The organism is Hydrogenophaga sp. UC242_50 (assembly GCF_042697355.1).
GTDB lineage: Bacteria > Pseudomonadota > Gammaproteobacteria > Burkholderiales > Burkholderiaceae_C > Hydrogenophaga.
Genome location: NZ_CP170553.1, coordinates 752,212 through 774,781, shown reverse-complemented (window position 1 = coordinate 774,781; position 22,570 = coordinate 752,212). Strand labels below are relative to the sequence as shown.

The window sequence follows — 22,570 nt, the reverse complement described above, 5'->3', positions numbered from 1 at the left end:
GCGCCCACGGACCTCGGGCCGCTTCTTTGTCATCCGCCCGACATTTCGATCTGCCATGAAAACCCACACCCCGCACACCGTCCTGTCCACCCACGACACCACCCGCATCGACGACCTGCGCATCGGCGCGGTGCGCCCCCTGATCACGCCGGCCCTGCTGCAGGAATGGCTGCCCGCGCCCGATCCCGCGCAAGCCCTGGTGGAAAGCAGCCGCGCCGCGATCTCGCGCGTGCTGCATGGGCAGGACGACCGCCTCGTGGTCGTCGTCGGTCCGTGCTCCATCCACGACCACGCCCAGGCCATCGACTACGCCGAGCGCCTCAAGGCCCAGGCCGACGCGCTGCAGGAGGACCTGCTGGTGGTGATGCGCGTGTACTTCGAGAAGCCGCGCACCACGGTGGGCTGGAAGGGCTACATCAACGACCCGCACCTCGATGGCAGCTTCGCGATCAACGAAGGGCTGGAAATGGCGCGCGCGCTGCTGCTGGAGGTGCTCGCGCTGGGCCTGCCGGTGGGCACCGAATTCCTGGACCTGCTCAGCCCGCAGTTCATCAGCGACCTGGTGAGCTGGGGCGCGATCGGCGCGCGCACCACCGAGAGCCAGAGCCACCGGCAGCTCGCCAGCGGGCTGAGCTGCCCGGTGGGCTTCAAGAACGGCACCGACGGCGGGGTCAAGGTCGCGTCCGACGCGATCCAGGCCGCGCGCGCCGCGCACGCCTTCATGGGCATGACCAAGATGGGGCAGGCCGCGATCTTCGAGACGCGTGGCAACGACGACTGCCACGTGATCCTGCGCGGCGGCGCGCAGCCCAACTACAGCGCCGCGGACGTCGCCGGTGCCTGCGGCCTGCTGCAGAAAGCCGGCCTGCGCGAACAGGTGATGGTCGATGTGTCGCACGCCAACAGCAGCAAGCAGCACCGCCGGCAGATCGACGTGGCCGCCGATGTGGCCGCGCAGATCGGCGCGGGCGAGCGCCGCATCGTCGGTGTGATGATCGAGAGCCACCTGCACGAAGGCCGGCAGGACATCGTGCCCGGCCAGCCCCTGCAGGCGGGCGTGAGCGTGACCGATGCCTGCATCTCGTTCGAGCAGACCGTGCCGGTGCTCGAAGGCCTGGCGGCCGCCGTGCGGGCCCGGCGCACGCGCGGGTAGGCACCATGGCCCTGCGCTGGCGCGGTCCGCCCACCGTCAACCTGGCCCTGCAGGGCGGCGGCGCGCACGGCGCTTTCACCTGGGGGGTGCTCGATGCCCTGCTGGAGGATGGGCGCCTGCGCTTCGACGGCGTGAGTGGCACCAGCGCGGGCGCGATGAACGCGGTGCTGCTGGCGCAAGGCCTGATGGCCGGGGGAGCGGAGGGCGCGCGCGCCGCGCTCAGGGGCTTCTGGAGCGCCGTGGCGGCCAGCATGCCGTTCGAGGTGGCCTTGCCCACGGCCGACGGCAAGGACATGCGGCTGGCGCCGGCCATGCAGCTGATGCTGCAGTGGACCCACTACTTCTCGCCCGAGCAGCTCAACCCGTTCGACCTCAACCCCTTGCGCAAGATCCTGTCGAGCCAGGTCGATTTCGAGCGCCTGCGCGCGCGCAGCCCGGTCAAGCTGTTCGTCGCGGCGACCAACGTCAACACCGGCAAGCTGCGGCTGTTCCGCTCGGGGGAGCTCACGCCCGACGCGGTGCTGGCCTCGGCCTGCCTGCCCACCATGCACCGCAGCGTGGTGATCGATGGAGAGCCTTACTGGGATGGGGGTTACGCGGCCAATCCGGCGGTGTTCCCGCTGTTCCACGAGTGCCGCGCGCGCGACATTGTGCTGGTGATGCTGGCCCCGCTCAAGCACAGCGCCACGCCGCAGTCGGCGGCGGACATCAAGAGCCGCATGATGGAACTGGCGTTCAACGCCACCTTCCTGCGCGAGATGCGCATGTTTGCCCACCTGCGCGAGCGCGCGGCCCACAGCCCCTGGTGGCGCCGGGGCGAACTCGACCGGCGCCTGGCCGGCACGCACTTTCACGTGATCGAGGCCAGCGAGGTCATGCGCGAGCTGAGCGCCGAGAGCAAGGCCGCGGCGAACATGCGCTTCTTTGAAATGCTGTTCGCGCTGGGCCGCGAGCACGGCAGCGCCTGGCTGTCGGCGCACCACGCCGACGTGGGCCGACGCAGCAGCGTCGACCTGCAGGCGCTGTTCTACTGAGAAAACGAAGGATCAGCGCGGCTTGCGCGGCACCATCGGGCCGCGGCCTTCGATGTGGCGGAAGTTGATGCGGCCCTTGGTCAGGTCGTAGGGCGAGAGCTCCAGCGACACCCGGTCACCCGCCAGGATGCGGATGTGGTTCTTCTTCATCTTGCCGGCCGAATAAGCGATCAATTGATGACCGTTGTCCAGCGTGACGCGAAAGCGCGTGTCGGGCAGCACCTCGTTGACGATGCCCATCATGTCGATCAGTTCTTCTTTGGCGATGGTGTTTCCTTTGCTTGAAGTGTATCGGTCAGTTCGGGCGGGCGGAAAGGCGGACCGAGTCGTGCACCCAGTCAATGCCTTGCGCAAGGGCGTAATCGGCCGCCGCGTCGTGTGTGGGAAAGGCGCTGTCGAACCGGATCACCCGGTCGGTGGACGCGCTGCCATGGCCGCTGGCAATGGAGACCTGCGCGGCAAAAAGGCCGTTCCGGCAGAAGGCGGGGCAAAGCCGCGATGCGGTATTTGCCCATGGTGAGGGGAGACAGTCTCGTAATCGTTGTGTCGTTCGTGTGAATCATCAAAAACATCAGTGGGCGGGACGCGCGGTCGGTACCGTGGCGTCGTGGATGCCCGAAACAAATAACAGGTGGCAGCCCCATGCGCCGGGGTGCCCCACCGGTTCATCCGATCTCGGCGTGGCGCGGATGCGTCAAGCCAGAACCGGCGCACGAGCCACGGCAGAGGCATCGGCAACAGCAGGGAGGAAGAAGGCCACGGTGCTGTGAGAAAGCGGTGTGGCGGCACCTTGGAGGGGCTGGACCAGCAGCCCCTCTGCCGGGGGCGGTTGCATCCTGGCAGTGAAGTCGGGATGCGGCTGGTCGCTCAAGGCGACTGCGTAATGTAACACAAAAGAGCCAGCCGCGCTGGCTGCCCTCAGGCGCCGCCTGACGCCTGGGCCCCAAAGGAAGAAATGGTCTCCTGGATGAGATTCGCCAGTTTTTCGTAGGGCAGGGGCTTGTAGGCGATGACAACGGCGGTGGCGGTGCTTTCCGGGCCATGCCGGATTTCCACATCCCCGGTCAGCAGAATGGACGGGATTTGTGCCCCGGCCCGCTTGCGGACCCGTTTGATCAATTCATAGCCGGACAGTCCGGCGTCCAGATGAAAGTCGGTCAGGATCAGGTCGATCGGGCTGGACGTCATTTCCAGCTTGGCTTCCAGGCCAACCCAGTCGCACGCGGCGATGACGCGGCAACCCCACTCCTCCAGCGTGCGCGCCATGCTTTCCAGCACGATTTCATCGTTGTCCACGACGACGATGCGCAACCCACGAAGGTAGGTGTCCTTGGCGGGTGCGACCACCGCCTGCAGGTCCTGGCTGCGGGGCAGGGTCAGGAAGAAGGTGGTTCCCTGCCCCACCAGCGATTCCACCTGAATGGGGGCTTTGATGAGATCGGCCGTCTGTTTGACGATGCGCAGAACCGAGCCCGATGCCATCCACCGAGTCCTTTCGATAAGGCAATCGGACAAAAGGCTCGAATATCTTGTTCAGGTCGTCCGTCGGGATGCCGATCCCGTTGTCCGCGACGGTGATCACCACCGACTGGGGCGCCGGCGACGTGGCAGTGATCCGCACCAGGCCGCGCGACGAATACTTGATGGCGTTGGACAGCAGGTTCGTCAGGATCGTTCTCAGATGATGGGGATCGGTCAGCACGCTCAGTTCGTGCGCCTCGAAAACGACGCTCAAACCGCTGGTGCTGGCCGTCTCTTCAAACTCATTGGCCAAGGAGCTGAACATCTTTTCCAGCGAGATGGCCTCCGACAACGTCGTGACCTGCCCGGAGTTCAGCCGTGTGACGGCCATCAACATGGTGAGGGATTTCGAAAGCGAGTTGACCACTTCGTTCACCGCTTCGACCTCCAACGCATCGCACGCGGGCGCCTCATTCGCCACAAAGGAAGTTCCATGAAGACCCCATTCCGCGTTCTGCTGCTTTGCGCCGTCGGCCTTGTGGGCCAGCAAGCACTGGCTGCCAATGTCAGCGCCACCTTCAACGCCTCTGTCACGCTGACCTCCGTCTGCCGGGTCAAGACCGGCTCGGACAACCAGACACTCAATTTCGGCACCTACACCGCGTTCCAGGGCGGCGCACAAAACGCCGCCGGCATCAATATCGATTTCGAATGCACGCGCGGTTTTGCCGCCGCCCCCACCGTGGCCTTCGACACCGGCACCGACATGACGAGCACCGCTGCGGCAGCCACGGCGACGGGCGAAGGCGTGGTTGCCGGCCTGCGCTACACGCTGGCCGTGGCAGCAGGTGCCATCACAGCGGGCTCGGCAGCCACGACCTCCAGCATCGGCACGGCCGACACCTACCGCTATGCCGTGTCAGGCGCCATGCCTCCAGGCCAGGCAGGCACTCACAACCCAGGTCTGCAGACGCAGGCGCGCCAGCTGATCATCACCTATTGACGCCCGAGATGTCATGAACGCAGTCTGCAGCACCCACCGCCGAGCGGTGGGTGTGTTGTGCGGTCTTCTTCTGACGTGGCCCCTCGCGGCCGGCGCCGCAGCCACGGCGGGCTTTCACGTCGCGGTGAAGATGGCATCGACGTCACAAGGCACCTGCGTGAGTGAGCCTCTGAACGAAGCTGCCGATTTCCAGGTGACGTGCACCAGCGGTCAGTTCGTGGACATCTTGCCAATGCCCCTCCATGCCTTTGTGGGCACATCGGGCGGCCATTTTCGCTATCTCATGATGCGCGGAGCGTCCGACTCGGCCCGTTCCGCCCGTTTCCCGGTCTCGCGGGATCCACCAGCCTCCGTCACCGCGATGCGAGTGTCCTCGGGCCACGAGCGGACCGACGAGCCGGTGGAGATCCTGGTGTCTTTCTAGTGTCTCTGTACTTCCTGCGGAGGATGCCCGTTCCTTGCAGAGCAGGCTCAAGCCCATGAACGTTTCTGCCTCTCTCGCCCGATCGACGTGGCTCCGGTGTCTTGCACTTGCTTTCTCCACGCCCGCCTTGGTATGGGCCCCTGCGGCCGAGGCGGGTGCCTTTTCGATTTCGCCGGTCCGCATCCACATGACCCCACGCGAGCGGGTCGTGGCCGTGTCCATCAGCAACGAGGGTGAGACCGAGGTGGCCTTGCAGGCGGACCTGCACCCGGTCCGCAGGCGATAGCAGCAACCTGAGCTACCGCCTCAAGGCGGACGACGGGCTCAACGCAACGTCCTCTCAGCCCTTCCGGCGTGTGCGCCTGAGCAGCAGCTCCAACTACCTCAGCTACTCCCTGCGCCGCGGCGGCACTTGCAACAACAACACCAACTGGCGCGCGCCCGCCACGGGCACAGGCAATGTGGAAACCGGCACTTTGAACTTTGGTGCCGCCTTGACGGCCACGACCACGCTGACCTATTGCATCCGGGTTCAGGTGGGCTTTGGCGGCAACCCCTCCTCACCCGCGGCCGGCGTCTACAGCGACACCTTCAACATCTTCGCGCAATACCCCAACAGCAACGCGGGCGCGCTCAGCCCCAACGCACCGGTGGTGATGACAGTGGGCGTGAACAACCAGTGCGTGTTCAACACCTACCCGGGCAACCTGGCGTTCAACTACACCGCGTTCAGCGCCACAGCACAAACCTCAACCACCAGCTTCATGTTGCGCTGCAGCTCGGGCCTGCCGTGGACCATCTCTGTGAGCCCGAACCCCGCCGTGCTCCAAGGTCTGCGGTACACCATCACCCCGTCGCCCGCTTCGGGCAGCGGCAACGGCAACACCGGCCAGGCGGTCACGCTCACCGGCAGCATGCAGGCGGGTCAGGCAGGCACCTGCACCGGGCCCACATGCTCGGGCACCCAGGCGCACACGGTGTTCATCACCTACTGAACGCCCGTGTGACCGTGGTCAAAAAAACCGTTTTCGAAAACCGGGTGCCGGGGAGACAATGGCGGTCGATCCCAGGAGACGCAGCATGGACCGATTCACGGGTGGTTGCCTGTGCGGCAACGTTCGAATTGAAGCCACCGGCCGACCCCATCGGGTGGGCCTGTGCCACTGTCTCGACTGTCGGAAACACCACGGCGCGCTCTTCCACGCCTCCGCGATCTTTCCGCAGAACGCCGTGACCGTCGAAGGCGAAACGAGCGACTACGCCGGCAGGTTTTTCTGTCCTCGCTGTGGTTCGTCGGTGTATGGGCGCAGTGGCGACGAAATCGAAGTCAACCTGGGCACCCTCGACGCGCCCGACCAGTTCGTGCCCACCTACGAACTCTGGACCGTGCGCCGCGAATCCTGGCTGCCACCGTTCCCACTCGCCAGGCGGTATGAGCGCGACGAGGAGGAAACGGGCCGTCCCGAGGCATGAGCGGCGAATCCTTGCGCCCTCTGCGGCCGCGATGCTGCCGCGGCTAACATCTGGCGATGTCAGAAACCCAGCAATGCAAAACGATACTGGCCGTGGACGACCACGAACTGGTGCGGATGGGTCTGCGCCAGGTGATCGATCAGCACTTCGCCGACCGTTTCCATGTGGCCGATGCGCACAGCCTGGAGCAGGCCCTGCTGTTTCTGAAGCAGCGCGCCGAGGAGGTCTTTCTGCTGTTGCTCGATCTGAACCTGGGCGACACCCGCGGCCTGACCGGCCTCAAACTCCTGCGGCAGCTCTATCCGCAGTTGCCGATCGTGGTCGTGTCGGGCACGCACGATCCCCGCGTTCGCGAAGAAGCCTTGGCGCACGGTGCCTGGGGCTACTTCTGCAAGACGGGCGATACCGATGGATTGAAGGGCATGCTCGCGGCGATTGAGAGCGCCTCCACGGCCAGCCATCGCCCGGGGAAACACGGCGCGGCGGCCCGCAGCCAGAACCTGAGGCCTGGCGTCCGGTTGACCGACCGCCAGGTCCAGGTCCTGGAGCTGCTGCTCAGCGGCCTCGACAACCAGGCGATCGCCGCCGAAACCGGGCTGGTGCTGGGCTCGGTGAAGAATTGCGTTTCGACGATTTTTCTCGTCTTCAACGTTCGCTCCCGCGCCGAGCTGATCGGGCTGTTTTCCTGAGCCTGGTGTGATCGAGAAGCTGCTGACGAGCATTCACCGGGCGCTGGGCGTGCAAGCCCGGTCGCCACTGACCGTGCAGCGCATCCAGCTCGCGCTCCTGCTGCAAAAGACCGGGCCGGTGCGCATCCTCTCGCCCATCCCTTTCGCCACGCCGCTGGCGATCCTGTTCTACCTGAATGGGACGTCCCTGCTTCCCCTGGTCTGGCTCGGCCTGTTCTACATCGTCGTCTTCACGAGCTACGTGCAGCGCAGAAAGCTGGAGGCCCACGGCCCCCTGCAGGACCACGAGTTGCCCCGCATCCTGCAAGGCCGTGTCCGGGACATCTTTCTGCTGGGCGCCATGTGGGGGGCCGCACCCTGGCTGCTCAACGCGCACCGGAACGTGGACCCTCTGATTCTCATCTCCGTGTTCATCATGGGTGCGATATCGCTCGGCTCCGCGATCGTCTCCACCCACCGCCAGACCATCGCCGCGTTCAGCGTCCCGGCGGCGGTCGGCATGATCTCCGCCTGCCTCTGGCACGGTGGCCTGGTCGGTTCGGTGCTGGCCTTCTGCATGACGCTTTTTCTGGTGATGACGCTCAAGTGGACGTTCCAGCAGGCGGACCTGCTCGAGCAGTCGCTGACGGTGCGCTTTGAAAAGGAAGACCTCGCCCGCCGCCTGGCCCAGCAGGTGGAACTGGTCGAAAACGCCAACCGGGAAAAAAGCCGCTTTCTCGCGTCCGCCAGCCACGATCTGCGCCAACCGCTTCATGCCATCTCGCTGTTCACCTCGGTGCTGGAACGGTCCCAGCTCGATCCGGACAGCGCACAGACGGTCACGCGGTTGAGCCACTCGGTGCGCATGCTGAACCAGTCGCTGGACACCATGCTCGACATCTCCCGGCTGGATGCGGGCGCCGTGCAACCCGCGCTGGCGCCCGTGCGCGTGCACGAGCTGTTCCTGTCGCTGAACCACATGTTCTCCGGCAGCGCCCAGGAGCGCGACCTGCAGCTTCGGTTCCGGGCGCCGGGCGATCTGGTCGTCGTGAGCGACGTGCAGCTGCTCACGCGCCTGCTCGGCAATCTGATCGACAACGCCATCAAATACACGCGCACCGGTGGTGTGCTCGTCGCGGCAAGGGCGGGGGTCCCCGCGGGACGGGCCGGTTGGGTCCGCTTCGAGGTGGTCGACACCGGCATCGGCATCGCGACAGAACATCAACAACGGGTGTTCGACGAGTTCTACCAGCTGGCCAATCCACAACGCGACCGCGCATCCGGTCTGGGCATCGGCCTGTCCATCGTCAAACGGCTCTCGAGCCTGCTGGAACATCCCATGGCGCTCTCATCGATGCCGTCGCGAGGCACACGCTTTCGGGTGTGGGTGAAACAGGCCGACGGGCGCAGGCTCCATCCAGCAAGCCCTGCAGACGCTGGCCTTGTTCCCCCGGTTCACGCCGCGAACAGCCTGCCGCGCCATGTGCTCGTCATTGACGACGAGCCGGCCAGCCGCGAGGCCATGGCATTGGTGCTCTGCGCGCGCGGTTGCACGGTGTACCCCGCCAGCGATCTGGCGCAGGCGCAGCACCTGCTGCAGCGACACCCGATCGACGCCGTCGTTTCCGACTTCCGGCTCCCGGGAGAACGCAACGGCCTGGACTACCTCCTGGTCCTGCGCAACACCTCACCCCACCTGCGCACCTTGCTGGTGACCGGCGAGACCGCGCCGCAACGCATCACCGACATCCGAACCAGCGGTGTGCCCTTCCTGCACAAACCTGTGCAAGCGCAACAGCTGCTGGACGCGCTGGCGCGCTGATCTGCCGTTCTCACCCGCCGCCATGTGACCGGGGTCACTTCACGCCAGGGAGGGTCGCGATGAATACTCGCGATCGTCTGTTGACCATCTCTCCTTCCGACCCAACCACGTCCCGCCCCGGACCCGTTCCCATGCGCAAACTCCTTCTTGGCCTGACCCTGTCCTTGCTCGCCGCCGTGTCCGTCGCGGCACCCGATCCGCAGTGTGCCGAGTACGACAAGCTCCGCACCCAGAGAGACAACGCATTGCGCGCGAAGAACTTCAAACTGTATTGCGATGCCCTGTCGGGTTTGATCAAGCTGATGCCGGCAAAACCGCCCGAACAGGCGCGGCTCCAGTGCGAAGCCAAGGCCACGAACATGAAGGTCGAGACCTGGCTCGGCATCCGCCCCGAGGTGGTGTCCACCATGACGAGCACGTTTGACGAGCAATGCAGGTGACAGGGGGCATGCAGTAAGGTGTCGTGAGGGCCGAGCACATCCATCGCTGGGGCCTGGTGCCCGACGGCCCGCCTGTCGTCACGAACAGCGGGCAGCTCCTGCCCGTGCGGTTCCACGGGACGCCCGCCATGCTGAAGCTGGCCACCCAACAGGAGGAGCGGGCCGGCGCGGCATTGATGGCCTGGTGGCAGGGCGACGGTGCGGCCAGGGTGCTGGCCCACGAGGGCCCGGCGCTGCTGTTGGAGCGCGCGCCAGGCGGCATGGCGCTCGCCGAGATGGCTCGCCATGGGCGCGACGATGAAGCCTGCAACATCCTGTGTGCCGTGGTCGCCCGACTGCACGCGCCCCGGCCAGGGCCGCCACCGGCACTCACCGACTTGCCCACCTGGTTTCAAGGGCTGGAGGCCTGCGCGGCAGCAAGAGGCGGCATCTTCGCCACGGCCGCAGCGACCGCACGGGACTTGTTGGCCTCGGCGCGGGATGTCGGTGTGCTTCACGGGGACATCCACCACGGCAACGTCCTGGACTTCGGTCCACGCGGTTGGCTCGCGATCGACCCCAAGGGCCTGTGGGGCGAACGCGGTTTTGACTACGCCAACCTCTTCTGCAATCCCGACGCTGAGACCGCCACCTCGCCGGAGCGGTTTCTCCGCCGGCTGGAGGTGGTTGCCGCCTCGGCGGGTCTCGAGCGCAGGCGGCTGCTTCAATGGATCCTGGCCTGGGCGGGCCTTTCCGCTTGCTGGCATCTGGAGGACGGCTCCGCGCCGGACACGGCCTTGGCGATGGCCCACATGGCATCGGCCCATCTCTGAGCGGTCACGAGCACCGTTTCTTCTCCAGCCGCATGGCGCCCGAACAGGGCCGCTTCACAGGTCCTGTTCAGGCCCGCGCCAATGCCGTGAGAGGAGAGGCGCGGCTGAGGCGGTTCACGGGGTCACAAGCTCGAAACCTATAATTGTGGGGCTCACGCGCCAGGTGTGAGGCCGAATGGGGACGACCCCATCGGCATGGATTCAACCGCGAGGGACGGCCCCCGCACTGCTTGTGAAAGTGGTCGCCATGGTCAACGCCTCCCCCCTCCACCCACCCGCCGCGCGCGCGCGGCTCATCTCTCCAGCCACCTGGGCGCTTCTGCTCGGTGCATGGGTTGTGGTGGGGTTGTTCTCTTTTTACGGTTCCTCCTGGCTGGCCGCGCCACTCACACCCGGTGTCGCCGGCCTGAGCTTCGCCGTGCTGCTGGCGCACCATCGTGGCGGCATCGTTTGGTGTCGTGCATGAGGCGGACTACCTGGCGCACAAACTGGGCGAGCCGTACGGCACGCTCATCCTGACGCTGTCCATCGTGTCCATCGAGGTCATCCTGATTGCCTCGGTGCTCTTGGGTCCGGGGGAAGCTCCCACGATCGGGCGCGATTCCATTTTTGCCGTGTTGATGATCATCCTGAACCTCGTGATGGGGATCTGCCTGGCGGTGGGCGCTGCCCGGCATGGCGAACAGGAGTTCAATGCGCAGGGGGCGACGGCCTACCTGTCGATGATTGCCCTGTTGACCACGGTGGCCCTGGTGCTGCCCAAGTTCACCAGCACAGCGGGTGAATTCGGGCCTGAGCAGGCGATGGGCATCGGTGTCCTCACCGCGCTGCTGTACGCGGCCTTCCTGTGGAAGCAGATCGGCAGCCACAAGCGCCTCTTCGTTCAGCCCCCTCCCGGGGCGATGGTGGTGCGCCGCATGGAACGCACCTCCAGGGCGCCGACCGAGACCGAAAAGGCGGAGGGTTCTGTCCAGCAAAGCAGGAAGGATGTCTGGGTGCATTCGCTGCTGCTGCTGGCCATGATTGTTCCGATCGTTCTGCTGGGCCACCACCTGGCCGTCGTGCTCGACTACGGCATTGCGGCCGCGGGCGCGCCCGTGGCCGTGAGTGGCGTGCTCATCGCCCTGATCGTGTTCACCCCCGAGTCCTTGACCGCCGTGCGCGCGGCGCTGGGCAATGAGATGCAGCGGGCCGTCAACCTGTGTCTGGGTGCCTTTGTCTCCACCGTGGGGCTCACGGTTCCCGCGGTGCTGGCGATTGGCTTGTTGTACGACAAGCAGGTCGTCATGGGCATCTCCCACATGGACACGGCCCTGTTTGTGCGCACCGCCGTGCTGAGCATGCTCACCTTCAACGGCCAGCGCACCTCGGCGCTGCAGGGTTACATGCACCTCGCGCTGTTTGCCGTGTTCGCCGTGCTGTTGTTCTTTCCCTAGCCGCGCCATGGGCGGCCCACGGTGGATGCGGTCGAAACATCTGCGAACAGCATTTCAGCGGCCATGCGGGCAGACTATGGCCCATGAAAATCCTTGCCCTCGTCTTCTCCCTGAGCGCCGTGGCGTTCGCGCCCATCCCGGTGATGGCGCAGCAGACCCCCGCGAAGCCCGCCGCCAAGCCAGCGGCCAAACCCACCACCACGACCAAACGCGCGCCGCTGGCGCGCTCCGCGGCCAAGGCCGTGGAAGAAGTGACACCGATCGAAGAGGATTCCAGCGTGAACCTCACCGAAGCCGATCTCGCGGTCGCGCAGCGCGTGTACCTCGGCAACATCCCCTGCGAACTGGGCTCGGCTGTGGAGATCGTGCCCGCCAAGCGGCAGGGGTTCTTCATCGTGCAGGTGAAGAACATGCGCAACGCGCGGTACTACATGCACCCGGTGGAAAGCCGCACCGGTGCCATCCGGCTCGAAGACCCGAAGCGGGGCGCCATGTGGCTGCAGTTGGGCAACAAGTCCATGCTCATGAGCCAGCAACTGGGCAAGCGGCTGGCCGATGAATGCATGAGTCCCGAGCAGCTGACGCTGGCCGGTGAGATGAAGCGCAACCCGCCCAAGGGCCTGCTGGATCCGGTGGACCCCCCACCGGCCGCCGCGCCACCCACCCCGCCGGCCAACCCCAACTAGCCGCCGTCCACCTTGAGGCGTATATAATTCATATACGTTTCATATATAGGTGATGAATGGGGATCGTCAAGATTTCGGACCTGATGCACGAGAACCTGCGCGTGGCGGGGAATGCGCTGAGCAGGTCCATCAATGCGCAGGCCGAACACTGGATGCGGGTTGGCATGCTGACCGAGCTTCACCCGGCGCTGGACCACCGGGAGATCTGCCAGCTGTTGGTGCGGGCGGAACTCGCGGGGGGCCTGGACATCACCGTGGCGGCCGCGACCCCACCGGGCAAGTCCCGCACAGCCCCGGCGGGCCAGCGCTAGTGGCTCGCGGCATCACCATCAAGTCCGCCGAGGACATCGAGATGGCGCGGCGCGCCGGCAGGCTGGCCGCGGAGGTGCTCGGCATGATCGAGCCCCACGTCGTCCCCGGGGTCAGCACGGAGACGCTGGACCGGATCTGCCACGACCACATCGTGAATGTCCAGGGCGCCATCCCGGCCAACCTGGGGTACCACGGGTACCCCAAGACCATCCTCACCTCCGTCAACCAGGTGGTCTGCCACGGCATCCCCTCGCCCGACAAGCTGCTGAAGAAGGGCGACATCATCAACATCGATGTGGCCGTCAACCAGGACGGCTGGTTCGGCGACACCAGCCGCATGTACTTCGTCGGCACACCCAACGTGCTGGCCCGGCGTCTGGTGGAGACCACCTACGAAGCCCTGCTGGCCGGCATCCGGCAGGTCAGGCCCGGCGCGACGCTGGGGGACATTGGCGATGCCATCCAGTCCGTCGCCCATCGAGAGCACTTCAGCGTGGTGCGCGAGTACTGCGGGCACGGCATTGGCCGGATCTACCACGAAGAACCGAACGTGCTTCACCATGGCCGGCGCGGCGAGGGGCTCAGGCTGGAGCCGGGGATGGTCTTCACCATCGAACCCATGCTCAACGCAGGCCAGCGCGAGACCCGGACCTTGGCCGATGGGTGGACCGTCGTGACCAAAGACCGCTCCCTGTCCGCCCAGTGGGAACACATGGTGGCCGTCACGCCCGAGGGACACGAGGTGCTCACGCCCTGGCCGGGTGGCACGGGTGCCCGCGCACCGGTGTGACGCCCGGGTTTTGACCCTCTGATAGACTGCGACGCTCTGCGGGAGAGCGAGGCGTGTCGCGCCTCCGCCGAAGGCGCAAACTCCCATGATCGCTCAGGCCACCGGACCGCAGACACATTTCGCCGACTGGAGAGAGGCCGAGCCGCACCGCGCGCGCACCGGCACACCGAAGGGGCAGACTGCCGACGCAGTCGAAACTCTCAGGTAAAAGGACAGGGGGAGAGGCGCTTTCACCTGAGCCTTGCCCATGTTCTCCTTTCGAACCCCTTTCACGGCCCGGTTCTTCGCCGCGCTGGCCCTTGGCCTGTGCATCGGCGTTGCCCTCGGCGCCGCCCATGCCTTGCACCGCCTGTGGCAGCAGGTGCCCGAGGTTGGTCACCTGGCCCACTACGAACCGATGCTGCCCATGCGCATCCACGCCAGGGACGGCAGCCTGCTCGCCGAGTACGGCGAAGAGCGGCGCGAGTTCGTGCCGATCGAGCGCATCCCGTTGCGCATGCAGCAGGCCTTGCTGGCCATCGAGGACGCGCGGTTCCACGAACACGGGGCGGTGGACTACGCGGGCCTCGTTCGCGCGGCGCTCGGCAACCTCCTGGCCGGTGGGCACGCGCAAGGTGGCAGCACCATCTCCATGCAGGTCGCGCGGGTCTTCTTCCTGAGCCGGGAGAAGACCTACCGGCGCAAGGTCATGGAGATCATGCTGGCCTACAAGCTCGAATCGGTCTACAGCAAGGACAAGATCCTGGAGCTGTACATGAACCAGATCTACCTGGGCGAACGGGCCTACGGTTTCGCGGCGGCCGCATCGGTCTACTTCGACAAGACGCTCGACCAGCTCAGCGTCGCCGAGGCGGCCATGCTGGCCGGCCTGCCCAAGGCGCCCTCCGCCTACAACCCGGTCGCCAACCGCGAGCGCGCCACCGTGCGCCAGCAGCACATTCTCAAGCGCATGCGCGAGCTGGGGCATCTCGATGAGCCGGCCTATGAGCAGGCCCGCGCCGAGCCCCTGACCTTGGCGCTGAACCACCCGTCGACCGACCCGGCATCGGCCTACGCGGTCGAACAGGTTCGCAAGATGCTGGTGGAGCGTTATGGGGACGAGGCCTACTCGCGGGGCCTGGATGTGACCACCACCATCCACGTGGCCGAGCAGCGCGCCGCCACCCATGCCTTGCGCGCCGGCCTGTTGAATGCACAGCACCAGCGCGGCCCCGCGGGGCCGGAAGGCCATCTGAAGCAAGCCGTGCAGGCCGACGACCCGGCCGGCATCCGCCGGGCCCTCGCGCCCTACCGGGACAGTGGCGCCTTGCGCGTGGCGCACCGTGCTGGAAGCCTCGACCTCCGCCGGCATCACGGCCGCCCTGCGCGACGGCACCGTGATTCGCATTGCACGCCACACGCTGAGCCCGGGCAGCAGCGCGCTGCTCAAACCCGACGCACCGGCGCGCAGGCGCATCGAACCGGGTGCCGTCGTTCGTGTCGTGGCCGACACGGCCGGGCGCTGGCGGCTGACACAGCTGCCGCAGATGCAGGGCGCGCTGGTGTCCATCGATGCGAGGTCGGGTGAGATCCTGGCACTGGCCGGGGGCTTCGACTTTGCGTTCAACCAGTTCGACCACGCGGTGCAGGCGGTGCGCCAGCCGGGATCGACCTTCAAGCCCTTCGTGTTTTCCGCCGCGCTGGAAAAAGGCTATTTCCCCGGCACCCTGGTCGACGACACGCAGCGGCTGGTCACGCCCTCGGCGCGCGGCCGCAAGGCCTGGCGACCGCGCAACTACGGCAACCAGTACGAAGGCTTCATCACGGCCCGGCGGGCCCTGGCGCGCTCGAAGAACGTGGTGGCGGTCAACCTCATGGACGCCGCCGGCACGGAATATGTGCAGCAGTTCGCCACCCGTTTCGGTTTCGCGGCCGAGCTCAATCCTCCGATCCTGCCGCTGGCGCTGGGCGCGGGTGCGGTGACCCCGCTGCAGCTCACCGAGGCCTACGCGGTGTTCGCCAACGAAGGAGAACGGGTCGAGTCCCGCCTGGTGCTCAAGGTGAGCGAGCGCGGCGGTGCGGTGCTCTACGAAGCGCCGCCGGTGTCGCCCCGCGGCCAGGTGATCTCCCCACGCAATGCCTACGTGATGGACAGCATGCTGCGCGACGTGGTGCGGCACGGCACGGGGCGGCGAGCGAGCGCACTCGGGCGCGAGGACACAGCCGGCAAGACCGGCACGTCCAACGACGCACGCGATGCCTGGTTCGCCGGTTATTCATCGGGCGTCGCTTCGGTGGTGTGGATCGGGTACGACCAGTCGCGCAGCCTGGGCAACGCGACCGGGGGAAGCCTGGCATTGCCCGTCTGGACGGATTACATGAAGGTCGCCGTCGCCCAGCGGCCCGAGCAGGAGCGCCGCATGCCGGCGGACCTGGTGCCATGGGGCGACGACTACGTCTACCCGGAATCCCTGGAGGGCCCCTGCACCGTCGAGCCCCACACCTTCATCCAGGGCCCGTTCGAATGCCGCAGCGGCATCCCGGCCCCGGGGGAATGAAAAAGCGGCGTTGCTCGGCCCCGATTTGCCCCAACAAACAGGCCCAGAGGAGAAGCCAGACAAGCTGGAAACCGCGTCCTTGCACCCTTCCAGCAAGAACATAGCAGCGCCGCGAAACCCGGGATGGGTGCGGCTCTTCCACCGCATCACGCCAGCAAGCCGGCGCCACCCCCTAGAACATGGAGTCTAGGAATTGGCGGATGTTCCGCGCACCGGTGGCATGAAGTGGGCTGAAAACGGCCCGAGATGGGGAATCGGAGGCGCGAACTGCAAAAGTTCACCCGATCCGCCATCGATCACTTGCGGTCGGGCAGCTCGATCTTGACCTCGAGCACGTCCAGGTTGTCCTGGCGGTCGAGCTGGACCTTGATGTCGTCCGGGTTGATCTTGATGTACTTGCCGATCACCGCGACCAGCTCGCGCTGCAGCGCGGGCAGGTAGTCGGGCTCGGAAGCGCTGCGCCCGCTGCGCTCGTGCGCCAGGATGATCTGCAGGCGCTCCTTGGCGACGCTGGCGGTTTTCTTCTTTTCACCCAGCAGGAAAGACAGGATCGACATGCCTTACTTCCCTCCGAACAGGCGCTTGAAGAAGCCCACTTTTTCGGCCTCGATGAAGCGCAGTGGTTTGTCGGCACCGAGGAAACGGTCGATCACGTCGCTGTAGGCCTCGGCCACGTCCGTGCCCTTGAGGTGGATGGCCGGCATGCCCTGGTTGGAGGCGGTCAGCACGCTTTCGCTTTCCGGGATCACGCCGATCAGCTTGATGCGCAGGATGTCCTGGATGTCGCTGAGCGAGAGCATCTGGCCATCGGCCACGCGGCCCGGGTTGTAGCGCGTGATCAGCAGGTGTTCCTTGATCGGCTCCTTGCCCTCGATGGCGCGCTGCGTCTTGCTGCCCAGCATGCCCAGGATGCGGTCGGAGTCGCGCACGCTGGAGACCTCGGGGTTGGTCACCACCAGCGCCTCGTCGGCGTAGTGCATCGCCATGAGCGCACCGGTCTCGATGCCGGCGGGCGAGTCGCAAATGATGTACTCGAAGCCCATGGCCGACAGGTCGGTCAGCACCTTGTGCACGCCTTCCTGGCTCAGGGCGTCCTTGTCGCGCGTCTGGCTGGCGGCCAGCACGAACAGGTTGTCGCACTGCTTGTCCTTGATCAGGGCCTGGTTCAGGTTGGCCTCGCCCTGGATGACGTTGATCAGGTCGTACACCACGCGGCGCTCGCAGCCCATGATCAGGTCCAGGTTGCGCAGGCCCACGTCGAAATCGATGACGGCGGTCTTGTGGCCGCGCAGGGCCAGGCCCGAGGCGAAGCTGGCGCTGGTGGTGGTCTTGCCCACGCCGCCCTTGCCGGAGGTGACGACAACAATCTTGGTCATGGTGAAAGTCCTTCGATTCGAATAAGGGGTGAGACTCAGACGCCGATGGCGTCGATCACGAGTTTGTCGCCATCGGGCCCGGGCACCAGGCGCACCTGCGCGGTCTTGCCCTGGACCGATTCGGGCAAGGCCACTTCGCTGGTGCGGTAGATGCCGGCGATGGAAATGAGTTCGGGCGCCATGGACAGCGCGAAGATGCGCGCCTCCCCGTAGCCGCGCGCACCGGCGATGGCCTTGCCACGCAGCGGCGCGTACACGTGGATGTTGCCGTCGGCGATCACCTCGGCACCCGGGTTGACCATCGCCATGACCACCAGGTCGCGGCCGCGCGCGTAAACCTGCTGGCCCGAGCGCAGGGGCTTGTCGATCACCAGCGCACCGGGCATGGGCATCGGCTGGGGCGCGGCCACGGGTTCCGGCGAGGCGGTCTCGGTCGGTACCGCCGACGGGGCGGCCCGTTGCACGGTGGCATCGGGCGCGGGCGTGAGGCCGGCGGCCACGGCCAGCGCGGTCTGTTCGATGGTGCCGCCGCGCACGGCCAGGGGCGTGAGGCGGTGCTGGCGCAGCAAGGTCTGCAGCGCGCCGAAGTCGGGCAGGGCATGGGCCTCGGCCACGTTCAACGGGTGCAGGTCGATGACCACCGGATCGTGGTCGAAGAAATCGGGCATGTCGCCAAAACGCTGGGCGAACTCCTGCGCCAGGAGATCCAGGTTGGACGACTTGAGCATCAGGGCCACCAAAGGCAGGTGGGCGCTCTTGATTTCGAAGGTGGCGGGCGCGTTTCCTGCGAGGGCGACAGACATGGGCGAAACAGATCCAAAAACGGGCCAGCCGCAGGAACGCCGGGTCGGCAGGTCTGGCTGTGAAGCGGCGCATCTTACCAGCCGGGTTGACGGGTTTTGGCCCGGGAAGGTGTGCAGGTGTCAGGGCATGTTTCAGCAACCGACGAGCGGGTTTTGCACAAACCTGTGAATAATTTTTTAACAACGCATGAGTTATCCACAGAAAAGTGGGTAACTGCCTTGTTATCCCCGTTTCGAGCGCCAAGGAACCGTGCCCTTCACACAGGCTTCTGAGCGAGCCAAGTCCTTGATCCAGCAAGAAAAAGGGCGCTTGTCCACACCGGACAGCGCCCTCTACTACTACTGCTATTTTGTATTTAAAGATTTAGAAGAATAGTGGAACGGGAACCCGGCGCGGTCCGGGCGCCTGTTCAGGTCGGCTTTTTCACGCCCGGTTGCTCGCCGTGGTGCCGATGCTCACCCCGGTGGCCGCGGTGCATGCCGGCGCGCTGGAAGCCGCCCAGGTGTTTTGAATCAAAGACTTTTTGTTGATCGGCGTTCAACACCGCGTAGAAGCTCTTGATCGCGTCGACGCGTTTGGCCATCGCGGCGTCGCGCTCGGCTTTCAGGGCCTGCATCTTGTCCAGGCGCTGCGGGGTGGTCAGCTTGGACCAGTCTTCCCGGGTGCCCTGGCGCGGCATGGCGCCGACCTGAGGCTGGGTGCGGGCGATGAAGGCGTTCCAGGCCGGTTCCTGCTCGGGGGTGAGCTTGAGCTCGGCCTTGAAGGCCGCCTGGCGCTCGGCCATGCGCTTCTGCATCTGGGCGTGGCGTTCGGCGCGTTTCTGGTCGCGCTGCTCGGCGGTGGGGGCAGCGGGTTTGACGGCCGGCTTGGCCGCCGTGTCGGCCTGGGCCACCACGGTGACGGTGTTGGCCGTGCCGGCGGCCAGGGCCGAGGGGTGCAGGGCCGAGGCCTGCACCAGGGCGGTGGCGAAGGTGCCCACCAGGGCGGTGGCCAGGGTGGTGGCGATCAGCGCGCGTTTCGGAAGCGATTTCATGAGGACTCCTGGTGTCTGTTGAGGATGGATCTCCACAGGACAGGTGTCGGGCTGCGGAGTGGTTTCAGTGTCTGGCGCGCGTGTTTCCACCCCGTGCCGCCGATGTGGCGGGTTTGTAAAGTTTTGTGCTGCTTTTTGCAGCAACTGTGCAAGCGGGGTGGCTCAGGTCGTCGAGGATGGGACAGTCGGGTCGGTCGTCGCCGGGGCACAGGTGCAGCAGCTGGTCCAGCGTGCGCTGCATGGCCTGCAGGGCTTCGATGCGCTGGGCCAGTTCGTCCAGGTGTTTCTGCGTGATGCGCTTGACGCTGGCGCTGCTGCGCCGGCGGTTGTGCCAGAGGCTCACGAGCTCGGTGATGGCGTCCAGGCCGAAGCCCATGTCGCGCGCACGGCGGATGAAGCGCAGCGTGTGCACGTCGGCCAGGCTGTACTGGCGGTAGTTGCTGTCGGTGCGGGGCACGGGCGTGAGCAGGCCCAGGCTCTCGTAGTGGCGCAGCATCTTGGGCGAGATGCCGCTGAGCTGCGCCGCCTTGCCGATGCTGACCGGCCAGTGGATCAGCGCGTCGCCCGGGTCTTGCTCGCCGGCGGGGGCCAGCGCGTGCAGAAAGCGGTCGGTGCGCATGGGGTCAGGCCGCCACTTGGTAGCCTTCTTCGCGGATCGCTTCGACCAGGGCTTCGCGCGTCTGCGTGCTGTTCACCTCGACGCGGTTCTGGCCGCGGTCGATGCGGACTTCGGCCTGGGGATCGAGCAGCTTGATGGCGGTGGTCACGGACTTTTCGCAGTGGCCGCAGGTCATGCCGTGCACATCGAGGACTTGTTTCATGGTGTCTTTCTTCAAAGGTGGATGGAACATGAAGCCATTGTGATCCTTGACATGGTGTCAAGGTCAAGCGGTGGTCGCGCTGTCACAGTTCGCTACAAGCGCGTTTGACCTTCCCATGGTGGTAAAGCTTATGCTGACCCCATGAACACGATCGCTGCCTCTCCCGACGCCGGTGCCACCTTCTCGACCTATCCATTGACCCAGATCGATCTGGGTGTGGGTGGCATGACCTGCGCCTCGTGCGTGACGCGGGTCGAGAAGGCCTTGCGCAAGCAACCGGGCGTGAGCGACGCCACCGTGAACCTGGCCACCGAGTCGGCGCGCGTCACGCTCAGTGGCGTGGACGAGGCCGAATCGCTGGCGCGCATCAAGCGCGCCGTGCGCGACGCGGGTTACGAGCCGCGCACGCTGGAAGCCCTGGACGAGGAGGACACCGAGCGCGTGATGGGCGTGCCGCGCGACCTGCTGCCGGTGCTGATCGGTGTGTTGCTCTCGGCACCGCTGGTGCTGCCCATGGTGGGGGACCTGTTCGGCCAGCACTGGATGCTGCCGGCCTGGATCCAGTTCCTGCTGCGCACGCCGGTGCAGTTCGTGTTGGGCGCGCGTTTCTACCGCGCCGGCTGGCACGCGCTCAAGGCGCGCACCGGCAACATGGAACTGCTGGTGGCGATCGGCACCACGGCCGGTTGGGCGCTGTCGACCTGGCTGTGGTGGCGCGCCGAAGCGGGCGAGGTGCCGCACCTGTACTACGAGGCCTCGGCGGTGGTGATCACGCTGGTGCTGCTGGGCAAGTGGCTGGAGGCGCGCGCCAAGCGCCAGACCACCACGGCCATCCGCGCGCTGCATGCGCTGCGGCCCGAGCGGGCCCACCTGTTGCCCGATGGCATTCGCCGCACCGAGACCACCGATGTGGCGGTGGACGAGCTGCTGCCGGGCGATGTGATCCGCGTGTTGCCGGGTGAGCGCTTCGCGGCCGACGGCACGGTGGTGCAGGGGCACACCCAGGCCGACGAGTCCATGCTGACCGGCGAGTCCCTGCCGGTGTCCAAGGACGTGGGCGATGGCGTGACCGGCGGCTCGCTCAACGGCGAGGGCGCGGTGGACGTGCGGGTGCGCGCGGTCGGCGCGCAAAGCGTGCTGGCCCAGATCATCGGCCTGGTGCAGGACGCGCAGGCCGGCAAGGCACCGGTGCAGCGCATGGTGGACCAGGTGGCGGCCGTGTTCGTGCCGGTGGTGCTGGTGATCGCGCTGGTGACGCTGCTGGGCTGGCTGGGGACTGGCGCACCGATGGAAGAGGCCTTGCTGCACGCGGTGGCGGTGCTGGTGATCGCCTGCCCCTGTGCCTTGGGCCTGCGCAGCACCCGCGGCCATCATGGCCGGCACCGGCGTGGCGGCGCAGCACGGCATCCTGATCAAGGACGCGCAGGCGCTGGAGATCGCGCACAAGGTCGACACGGTGGCCTTCGACAAGACGGGCACGCTGACCGAGGGCCACCCGCGCCTGACGGTGATCGAGGCCGCACCGGGCGTGGACGAGATCGCCGTGCTGCAGGTGGCGGCGGCGCTGCAGGCGCAGAGCGCGCACCCGCTGGCGCGCGCGGTGCTGGAGGCCGCGGCCTCCAGGTCCATCAAGGTGGCGCCGGACGCCGCGCAGGACGTGCAGGCGGTCTCGGGCCGGGGCAGCCAGGGGCGCGTCAACGGCGCGCTGCTGGCCCTGGGCAGCCTGCGCTGGATGGGTGAGCTCGGCGCGAAGCTGGGCCCGCTGGACGAGCGCGCCAAGGCCTTGCAGGCCGAGGGCGCGACGGTGTCGGTGCTGGCCAGCCAGACGCCGGGTGATGCGGCCTCGGCCGCCACCTGGGCGCCCCTGGCCCTGCTGGCCTTCGGTGACGAGCCCAAGGCCGGCGCGGCCGAGGCCATTGCCGGCCTGCGGGCGCAGGGCATGCGGCTGTTCATGGTCTCGGGCGACAACCGCGGTGCGGCGCTGGCGATGGCCTCGCGGCTGGGCCTGCGCGCGGACCACGACGAGGTGATCGCCGAGGTGCTGCCGGGCGACAAGGCGACCGTGGTGCGCAAGTTGCGCGCGGCCGTGGTGGGCGACCGCCTGCACACCGTTGGCCATGGTGGGCGATGGCGTGAACGACGCGCCCGCGCTGGCCGCCGCCGACGTGGGCATGGCCGATGAGCCACAGCCAGGGCGCGAGCGCCGACGTGGCGATGCACGCCGCCGGCATCACGCTCATGCGCGGCGACCCGCTGCTGGTGGCGGCCGCGCTGGACATCTCGCGCCGCACGGTGCGCAAGATCCGGCAGAACCTGTTCTGGGCCTTTGCCTACAACGTGGCCGGCATCCCGCTGGCGGCACTGGGCTTTCTCAGCCCGGTGGTGGCGGGCGCGGCCATGGCCCTGAGCTCGGTGAGCGTGGTCGGCAACGCGCTGCTGCTCAAGCGCTGGAAGCCGCCGCAGCGCTGAGCCCGCGCTCAAGGCT

Annotated in this window: 22 protein-coding genes, 6 pseudogenes and 1 riboswitch; of the genes and pseudogenes, 19 read left to right on the top strand and 9 right to left on the bottom strand. The window is 66.7% G+C overall.

Annotated elements, in window-relative coordinates:
- Window positions 1-55: 55 nt before the first annotated feature.
- Together ACFJGX_RS04000 and ACFJGX_RS03995 are read left to right on the top strand one after the other, a co-directional pair.
- Window positions 56-1,153, top strand: a complete 1,098-nt coding sequence (locus tag ACFJGX_RS04000) for a 3-deoxy-7-phosphoheptulonate synthase (protein WP_382322632.1) — start codon at window positions 56-58, stop codon at window positions 1,151-1,153.
- A 5-nt stretch (window positions 1,154-1,158) separates the two neighbouring features.
- A complete protein-coding gene (locus ACFJGX_RS03995; protein WP_382322633.1) occupies window positions 1,159-2,187 on the top strand; it encodes a patatin-like phospholipase family protein in 1,029 nt (342 codons plus the stop codon).
- Window positions 2,188-2,199: 12 nt separating this feature from the next.
- Here the strand turns inward: ACFJGX_RS03995 and infA are convergent, their stop codons facing one another.
- From infA to ACFJGX_RS03980, 3 genes and pseudogenes are all read right to left on the bottom strand, one after another.
- Entirely contained in the window at window positions 2,200-2,454 is a 255-nt protein-coding gene (infA, locus tag ACFJGX_RS03990) for a translation initiation factor IF-1 (RefSeq protein WP_056265133.1), read from the bottom strand.
- A gap of 651 nt (window positions 2,455-3,105) precedes the next feature.
- Window positions 3,106-3,669 (bottom strand): response regulator, encoded by a 564-nt coding sequence (locus ACFJGX_RS03985; protein ID WP_382327791.1) that lies wholly within the window; start codon window positions 3,667-3,669, stop codon window positions 3,106-3,108.
- A gap of 40 nt (window positions 3,670-3,709) precedes the next feature.
- A pseudogene (locus ACFJGX_RS03980) lies at window positions 3,710-3,973 on the bottom strand (sensor histidine kinase); the annotation flags it as partial.
- Here ACFJGX_RS03980 and ACFJGX_RS03975 point away from each other — a divergent pair.
- The 16 genes and pseudogenes from ACFJGX_RS03975 to ACFJGX_RS03900 form a co-directional block, all read left to right on the top strand.
- Window positions 3,930-4,145, top strand: a complete 216-nt coding sequence (locus ACFJGX_RS03975) for a hypothetical protein (RefSeq protein ID WP_382328854.1) — start codon at window positions 3,930-3,932, stop codon at window positions 4,143-4,145. The pseudogene ACFJGX_RS03980 and the gene ACFJGX_RS03975 sit on opposite strands and share 44 nt — an antisense overlap.
- Complete coding sequence (locus ACFJGX_RS03970; protein WP_382322635.1) at window positions 4,142-4,651, top strand: hypothetical protein; 510 nt, start codon at window positions 4,142-4,144, stop codon at window positions 4,649-4,651. Before ACFJGX_RS03975 ends, ACFJGX_RS03970 begins: the two co-directional genes overlap by 4 nt.
- A gap of 13 nt (window positions 4,652-4,664) precedes the next feature.
- Entirely contained in the window at window positions 4,665-5,075 is a 411-nt protein-coding gene (locus ACFJGX_RS03965) for a hypothetical protein (protein ID WP_382322636.1), read from the top strand.
- Between the two features lie 233 nt (window positions 5,076-5,308).
- Window positions 5,309-6,070 carry a spore coat protein U domain-containing protein gene (locus tag ACFJGX_RS03960; RefSeq protein ID WP_382327789.1) on the top strand — a complete coding sequence of 254 codons (762 nt, stop codon included), beginning with the start codon at window positions 5,309-5,311 and terminating at the stop codon, window positions 6,068-6,070.
- An 85-nt stretch (window positions 6,071-6,155) separates the two neighbouring features.
- Window positions 6,156-6,548 (top strand): GFA family protein, encoded by a 393-nt coding sequence (locus ACFJGX_RS03955; RefSeq protein WP_382163630.1) that lies wholly within the window; start codon window positions 6,156-6,158, stop codon window positions 6,546-6,548.
- 92 nt (window positions 6,549-6,640) lie between these two features.
- Window positions 6,641-7,237: a response regulator gene (locus tag ACFJGX_RS03950; protein WP_382322637.1), complete on the top strand. Its 597-nt coding sequence runs from the start codon at window positions 6,641-6,643 to the stop codon at window positions 7,235-7,237.
- Window positions 7,238-7,244: 7 nt separating this feature from the next.
- Entirely contained in the window at window positions 7,245-9,038 is a 1,794-nt protein-coding gene (locus ACFJGX_RS03945) for an ATP-binding protein (RefSeq protein ID WP_382322638.1), read from the top strand.
- A 131-nt stretch (window positions 9,039-9,169) separates the two neighbouring features.
- Complete coding sequence (locus ACFJGX_RS03940; RefSeq protein WP_382322639.1) at window positions 9,170-9,478, top strand: hypothetical protein; 309 nt, start codon at window positions 9,170-9,172, stop codon at window positions 9,476-9,478.
- A 23-nt stretch (window positions 9,479-9,501) separates the two neighbouring features.
- Window positions 9,502-10,290, top strand: a complete 789-nt coding sequence (locus tag ACFJGX_RS03935) for an aminoglycoside phosphotransferase family protein (RefSeq protein ID WP_382327787.1) — start codon at window positions 9,502-9,504, stop codon at window positions 10,288-10,290.
- Window positions 10,291-10,537: 247 nt separating this feature from the next.
- Window positions 10,538-11,726, top strand: a pseudogene (locus ACFJGX_RS03930) (calcium:proton antiporter).
- An 83-nt stretch (window positions 11,727-11,809) separates the two neighbouring features.
- Window positions 11,810-12,412: a hypothetical protein gene (locus ACFJGX_RS03925; RefSeq protein ID WP_382322641.1), complete on the top strand. Its 603-nt coding sequence runs from the start codon at window positions 11,810-11,812 to the stop codon at window positions 12,410-12,412.
- 56 nt (window positions 12,413-12,468) lie between these two features.
- Window positions 12,469-12,723: a ParD-like family protein gene (locus ACFJGX_RS03920; RefSeq protein ID WP_382322642.1), complete on the top strand. Its 255-nt coding sequence runs from the start codon at window positions 12,469-12,471 to the stop codon at window positions 12,721-12,723.
- A complete protein-coding gene (gene map, locus ACFJGX_RS03915) occupies window positions 12,723-13,514 on the top strand; it encodes a type I methionyl aminopeptidase (RefSeq protein ID WP_382322643.1) in 792 nt (263 codons plus the stop codon). The genes ACFJGX_RS03920 and map overlap by 1 nt, the downstream gene beginning before the upstream one ends.
- A gap of 29 nt (window positions 13,515-13,543) precedes the next feature.
- Window positions 13,544-13,633, top strand: a riboswitch (glycine riboswitch).
- 128 nt (window positions 13,634-13,761) lie between these two features.
- A pseudogene (locus tag ACFJGX_RS03910) lies at window positions 13,762-14,406 on the top strand (transglycosylase domain-containing protein); the annotation flags it as partial.
- Window positions 14,407-14,812: 406 nt separating this feature from the next.
- Window positions 14,813-14,980 (top strand): annotated as a pseudogene (locus ACFJGX_RS03905) (hypothetical protein); the annotation flags it as partial.
- Window positions 14,914-15,856, top strand: a pseudogene (locus tag ACFJGX_RS03900) (penicillin-binding transpeptidase domain-containing protein); the annotation flags it as partial. The pseudogenes ACFJGX_RS03905 and ACFJGX_RS03900, both read left to right, overlap by 67 nt.
- A 491-nt stretch (window positions 15,857-16,347) precedes the next feature.
- Here ACFJGX_RS03900 and minE read toward each other — a convergent pair.
- The 6 genes from minE to ACFJGX_RS03870 all read right to left on the bottom strand — a co-directional run bounded on the left by minE (window position 16,348) and on the right by ACFJGX_RS03870 (window position 20,085).
- A complete protein-coding gene (minE, locus tag ACFJGX_RS03895) occupies window positions 16,348-16,608 on the bottom strand; it encodes a cell division topological specificity factor MinE (protein ID WP_204735402.1) in 261 nt (86 codons plus the stop codon).
- 3 nt (window positions 16,609-16,611) lie between these two features.
- Window positions 16,612-17,427 carry a septum site-determining protein MinD gene (minD, locus tag ACFJGX_RS03890; protein ID WP_291116397.1) on the bottom strand — a complete coding sequence of 272 codons (816 nt, stop codon included), beginning with the start codon at window positions 17,425-17,427 and terminating at the stop codon, window positions 16,612-16,614.
- Window positions 17,428-17,462: 35 nt separating this feature from the next.
- Window positions 17,463-18,230, bottom strand: a complete 768-nt coding sequence (gene minC, locus ACFJGX_RS03885; protein WP_382322644.1) for a septum site-determining protein MinC — start codon at window positions 18,228-18,230, stop codon at window positions 17,463-17,465.
- Window positions 18,231-18,640: 410 nt separating this feature from the next.
- Window positions 18,641-19,264, bottom strand: coding sequence for a Spy/CpxP family protein refolding chaperone (locus tag ACFJGX_RS03880; protein ID WP_382327785.1), 624 nt, complete (start codon window positions 19,262-19,264; stop codon window positions 18,641-18,643).
- A gap of 64 nt (window positions 19,265-19,328) precedes the next feature.
- Window positions 19,329-19,760: a MerR family DNA-binding protein gene (locus tag ACFJGX_RS03875; RefSeq protein WP_382163800.1), complete on the bottom strand. Its 432-nt coding sequence runs from the start codon at window positions 19,758-19,760 to the stop codon at window positions 19,329-19,331.
- Window positions 19,761-19,887: 127 nt separating this feature from the next.
- Window positions 19,888-20,085 carry a heavy-metal-associated domain-containing protein gene (locus ACFJGX_RS03870; protein ID WP_382163603.1) on the bottom strand — a complete coding sequence of 66 codons (198 nt, stop codon included), beginning with the start codon at window positions 20,083-20,085 and terminating at the stop codon, window positions 19,888-19,890.
- A gap of 141 nt (window positions 20,086-20,226) precedes the next feature.
- Here ACFJGX_RS03870 and ACFJGX_RS03865 point away from each other — a divergent pair.
- Window positions 20,227-22,554, top strand: a pseudogene (locus ACFJGX_RS03865) (heavy metal translocating P-type ATPase).
- Window positions 22,555-22,570: the final 16 nt, after the last annotated feature.